General features: G+C 62.8%; 5 protein-coding genes and 2 pseudogenes. 5 read left to right on the top strand and 2 right to left on the bottom strand.

Going from position 1 to position 4181, the window contains the following annotated elements; translation table 11 throughout:
* A pseudogene (locus ACZ6CZ_RS37795) lies at positions 1–150 on the bottom strand (IS5/IS1182 family transposase); the annotation flags it as partial.
* A 348-nt stretch (positions 151–498) separates the two neighbouring features.
* Here ACZ6CZ_RS37795 and ACZ6CZ_RS37790 point away from each other — a divergent pair.
* The gene (locus tag ACZ6CZ_RS37790; RefSeq protein ID WP_469030611.1) at positions 499–1077 is read left to right on the top strand and encodes a GNAT family N-acetyltransferase; all 579 of its coding nucleotides are present in this window, start codon (positions 499–501) and stop codon (positions 1075–1077) included.
* A 75-nt stretch (positions 1078–1152) separates the two neighbouring features.
* A complete protein-coding gene (locus tag ACZ6CZ_RS37785; RefSeq protein ID WP_469030608.1) occupies positions 1153–1476 on the top strand; it encodes a helix-turn-helix domain-containing protein in 324 nt (107 codons plus the stop codon).
* A 6-nt stretch (positions 1477–1482) separates the two neighbouring features.
* Here the strand turns inward: ACZ6CZ_RS37785 and ACZ6CZ_RS37780 are convergent.
* A pseudogene (locus ACZ6CZ_RS37780) lies at positions 1483–1707 on the bottom strand (helix-turn-helix domain-containing protein); the annotation flags it as partial.
* Between the two features lie 691 nt (positions 1708–2398).
* On the opposite strand from ACZ6CZ_RS37780, the gene folB reads away from it, so the two are divergent.
* From folB to ACZ6CZ_RS37765, 3 genes are all read left to right on the top strand, one after another.
* Entirely contained in the window at positions 2399–2776 is a 378-nt protein-coding gene (gene folB / locus ACZ6CZ_RS37775; RefSeq protein WP_469030613.1) for a dihydroneopterin aldolase, read from the top strand.
* A 56-nt stretch (positions 2777–2832) separates the two neighbouring features.
* Positions 2833–3456: a GTP cyclohydrolase I FolE gene (gene folE / locus ACZ6CZ_RS37770; RefSeq protein ID WP_469030606.1), complete on the top strand. Its 624-nt coding sequence runs from the start codon at positions 2833–2835 to the stop codon at positions 3454–3456.
* Positions 3457–3526: 70 nt separating this feature from the next.
* On the top strand, positions 3527–4057 hold the full coding sequence (locus tag ACZ6CZ_RS37765) for a hypothetical protein (RefSeq protein WP_469030605.1): 531 nt from the start codon (positions 3527–3529) through the stop codon (positions 4055–4057).
* Positions 4058–4181: the final 124 nt, after the last annotated feature.

The following is a 4181-nucleotide window of genomic DNA, read 5'->3' as shown; positions in this document are numbered from 1 at the left end:
TAAGTTCCTCGCCGAGTGGGTGTCATCTCGTCCGTCATGCGCTTGGCGAGGTTGTCGATTGAGGCGACGTGGATCATGGCCCTCGGAGCTGGCGGGCAGGGTCTCGTAGTCCCAGGCGAGGCGTCGGTGCATCGTGATCCAACCAATACTGCCAGCGGCAAGCCCGGCGGTCCGCCTCGCTTCACGGCACTCGGTACGGCTCACGCCGTTGACCTGATCACTGCGGTCCGCCGCAGCCTGCGCCAGCTTCAGTACCGCCACGAGTCCTCGATGGCTGCCTCACCGACCGGCACCGACCTTCCCGGCCGACGACATCACGCATTCGAGTTCAGTACGGAATTCGACTCTCGAGCCGCCGCCGTCGCAGTGATCTCCGAACTGGTCAAGTGGGACCAGAATGGCTGGCGTCGGTGGACGCACCGCATCTCGTTGCACTCGTCCGGGCCAACACCCGCTTCCAGCGCGCATACTCGTCGAACATCTCAACCAGGAGGCAGCTTGATCACCCTTGAGCCCGAAATCATCCATACCGACCGGCTGGCCTTGCTTCCCCTGCACACCGAGCACGCCGACGAGATGGCCGCGGTGCTGTCCGACCCCGGCCTGCACGCTTTCACAGGTGGCACCCCGGACACTACCCGGGACCTGCGTGCCCGCTACGAACGTTTGGCGGCCGGTCCACCCCGACCCGGCGAGTCCTGGTGCAACTGGGTGATCCAACTCCGCGAAGCGGCCTGCCTGACCGGCTATGTCCAAGCAACGGTCATCGTCGACGACCACGGAGCCATTGCGGAGATCGCCTGGGTAGTAGGGAGCCCGTGGCAGCGGCGCGGCATCGCCACCGAAGCCGCCCAAGGACTTGTCGCCTGGCTCCGGAAACACCCAGTGCGCACGGTCATCGCCCATATCCACCCGGGCCACAAGGCATCTGCAGCCGTCGCCACCGCGGCTGGCCTCACTCCCGCCGACCTGCGGCAGGACGGAGAGCTCAGATGGCAGCTGACGATCAGCTCAGCACGCACATCCACAGGTTCGCCACCGACACCTTTGCTGAGGTTGCAGTCCTGGTGTCGTTGAGGCTGCCGACTCATCGCCCATGCGGTATCACCGGGGCAGGCGGGATCCACAAGGGGACGGGCTGACCGCTGAACGGTGGCTCGCCCTCGGCCACCCCCTCGGTTGCTCGGGCGCCCGCGAGTTCCGCGAGAGTTACGGCGCAAGGCGGCCGAGAGGTCCGCCCAGGGCGAGGCGAGTTCGACGATTGCGAACGACCTGCGGGTCGGAGTCCGGTCGGTGCAGCGATGGCGACAGATGTGGGACGCGGGCGGTCCGCGGGCTCTGCGGTCGCAGGGACCGGCGTTTCTTCCGAGGCTGAAGCAAGAGCAGTTCACACAGCCGGAGGCGGAGTTGGCCAGGGGTCGGCCGCGCATGGCTGGGAAGACCGGCGTTGGATTCTGTCGGGGGTCAAGACGGTGATCGGCCGGCGGGCGAGAGCGGTCTGCAAATCGGTGGAGCAGCCCGTGTCACTCCCGTGGCCTGGCGGCCGTGCCGCCATCGCGTGCCAGTCCGTCGGTTGATCCCGACGATCCGGCAGGCCTCTGTGTTGTTGAAGCCCTGGTCCATGAGCCGAAAGTATTCAGCTCGCTCACGGACCAGGGCTCTACGGCCCACGGCCTCCTGCCGGTTCCCCCGGGTCTTGAAGTTCATCACACCCCTTGACCTGGGGTGTTGCAACGACCACTAGAACGGAAGAGCGTGGGGGTGGGGCCGTTCCCGCAGACGAGTGTCGATCGCCGCGCTGACATGCGGCAAGCCCAGCCACCGACATCGGCTGATCTACCGGCCGCGTCGGAACGACGGCCGGCGCGACGGCTGCCAGGGCATCTCCTGGCGCGACTACGACGTCCTGCCGATTGCCGCGCATCAGCAGCTCGGCGTGCGCACCCGACCCGGCCTACGGCACTCCGGTACCGCACCCACCTCACAGACACCTGCCTCGCCGAGACCGGCCACAGGCTGTCCGACCCGCCTGACCAAACAGCACGACATGACGAGTTCAACCTCAGTACTCCACCGTGATCAAGCGTCCATGTGAGTAGTGACTACTCCTGTGCGCGCCCGAAGGGGTGGCGCAGCGTGGGAGATGGTCGCCTTCCGCGCGGCCTGGGATTCCTCGGGAATAGGTCAACGAAGCACTTCGGCGGGAAGGACCGAGCGGTATTGGTGGTATCGAGAGCCCGTGGCCAAACCCGAAGAAGGCTCGAAAGTGATCGCGTATTTTGAGTCCGCAGCCAAATGTTCTTATGCACCTCAACATTGTCTATGCCCCAGCCGGTTGAGGGGCGTACATCTATACCAAGATCATTGAGTGAGCCGAACAGGAGCAGTGGATTATATGTTGGACCGTATCACTCTGAAGGGCCTCCGCGGTCGGGGCTTTCATGGAGTCTTCGAGCATGAGCGGATCGGCGGGCAGGTATTCGTCGTAGACGTAGTTCTGTACCTCGACTCTCGCCTGGCTGCCGCGGAAGACGACCTCAATCAGACGGCGAATACCGGAGTTGTGGCGGAGCAAGTCGCCGCGATCATCTCCGGAGATCCGGTCAATCTCATTGAGACTTTGGCTCAACGCATTGCCGAGCAGTGTCTCAGTAATAAGCCGGTGGAGGAGGTCGAGGTGACAGTCCACAAGCCGTGTGCACCGATCTCCGTCTTCTTCGAGGATGCTTCGGTCACTATCAATCGGAGCCGTGTACACGAGAATCGTGCCGATTGATCGCGATGTCCGCCACTACGCCCACCAGCTCGCTACCATGCTAGTTATGAGGATCTATGTTTGATTCAGCCATAATTGAGACATTTCCCGCCACTGGGTTCAACGAGAAGCGGGCTGAGGCTGCCGTCCGTGAACTGCTGATCGCGGTGGGCGAGGACCCGGACCGAGAAGGGCTGACAGAAACGCCGGCCCGAGTGGCCAGGGCCTACAGGGAGATATTCGCAGGTCTGCGCCAAAGGCCGGAGGACGTGCTGACGACGACTTTCGACCTCGGTCACGATGAAATGGTGCTGGTGCGGGACATCGAGGTCAAGTCGACCTGCGAGCATCACTTGTTGCCCTTTTTCGGAGTTGCGCATGTCGGATACATTCCTTCCGTGGACGGCAAAATCACCGGACTTTCGAAGCTGGCCCGATTGGTAGAGGTGTTCGCTCGCCGACCTCAGGTGCAGGAGCGACTTACCACACAGATAGCCGACTCCCTGATGCGCATCCTTCAGCCGCGAGGCGTCATCGTGGTAATCGAGTGTGAGCACATGTGCATGTCGGTTCGGGGGGTTCGACAGCCAGGGTCTCAAACCATCACGTCAGCCGTTCGTGGCCAACTTCGGGATGGCACCACTCGCCAGGAAGCCATGAGTCTCATCATCGGACGCAGGGCCGATTCAAGGTCCTGCTGATCATGTGGATGTCCCGTCCGCAGGCAGTGTGACGTAGTGGGGTCGGGCTTTTCCTGCAGGGATTGGACATATGGATGCCGAAGCATTGATCGACCTGAACACTGCAACCCTGAATGCATACGGCAAGGCTCTGGCGAGATACAAAAAGCGCATGCTGGAAAGCAAGCCGATCCTCCTCGCACTCTTCAACGGGGAGGGTGGCTATATGATTCTGCACCGTTCCGGCGGCGTGCCCAGAGAATCCCCCCGAGTTCCCGTCGCCTACCAGTGTTTGAAGGCGGTCGCGCACGTTCCTCTGGGGATTTACTCGGCCTTCAGCTTCGACGCGCCCAGTGGCGGTCGTGCTCGGGAGCCAAGGGTATTCGAGCACCTTGAGGATGCATGCAAGCACGCTCAGCAACAGATGCAGCGGCTCGCCTCCACGCAGTGTGAGATGGACGCCATGCAGAGCGTGCTGTCACTCAGCCGAGAATACCTGGGCGAAACCCGCATGACCGCCCGCTTCGACTCCGACGCCCTGCAGGCGATGTACGGTCCTGCGGCCCACACATCGCCTGGTGCTTCGAGAATGCCTCTGCTATCCAGGTGGCCCACTGGATGAAGGTGCTCGAAGTGTGGAAAGCCGACCTGGGCAACGACTGGCAAAACCTCCGAGCCGCCACCAACACGCTGTTCGTCACACGCCGGGGGAACGTTCTCTACACGGTCCTGTCCCAATACATGGG

It is taken from the genome of Streptomyces sp. NPDC041135, assembly GCF_055592085.1.
The sequence above is the reverse complement of the archived record's forward strand: the minus strand, read 5'-3'. Positions and strand labels throughout refer to the sequence as shown.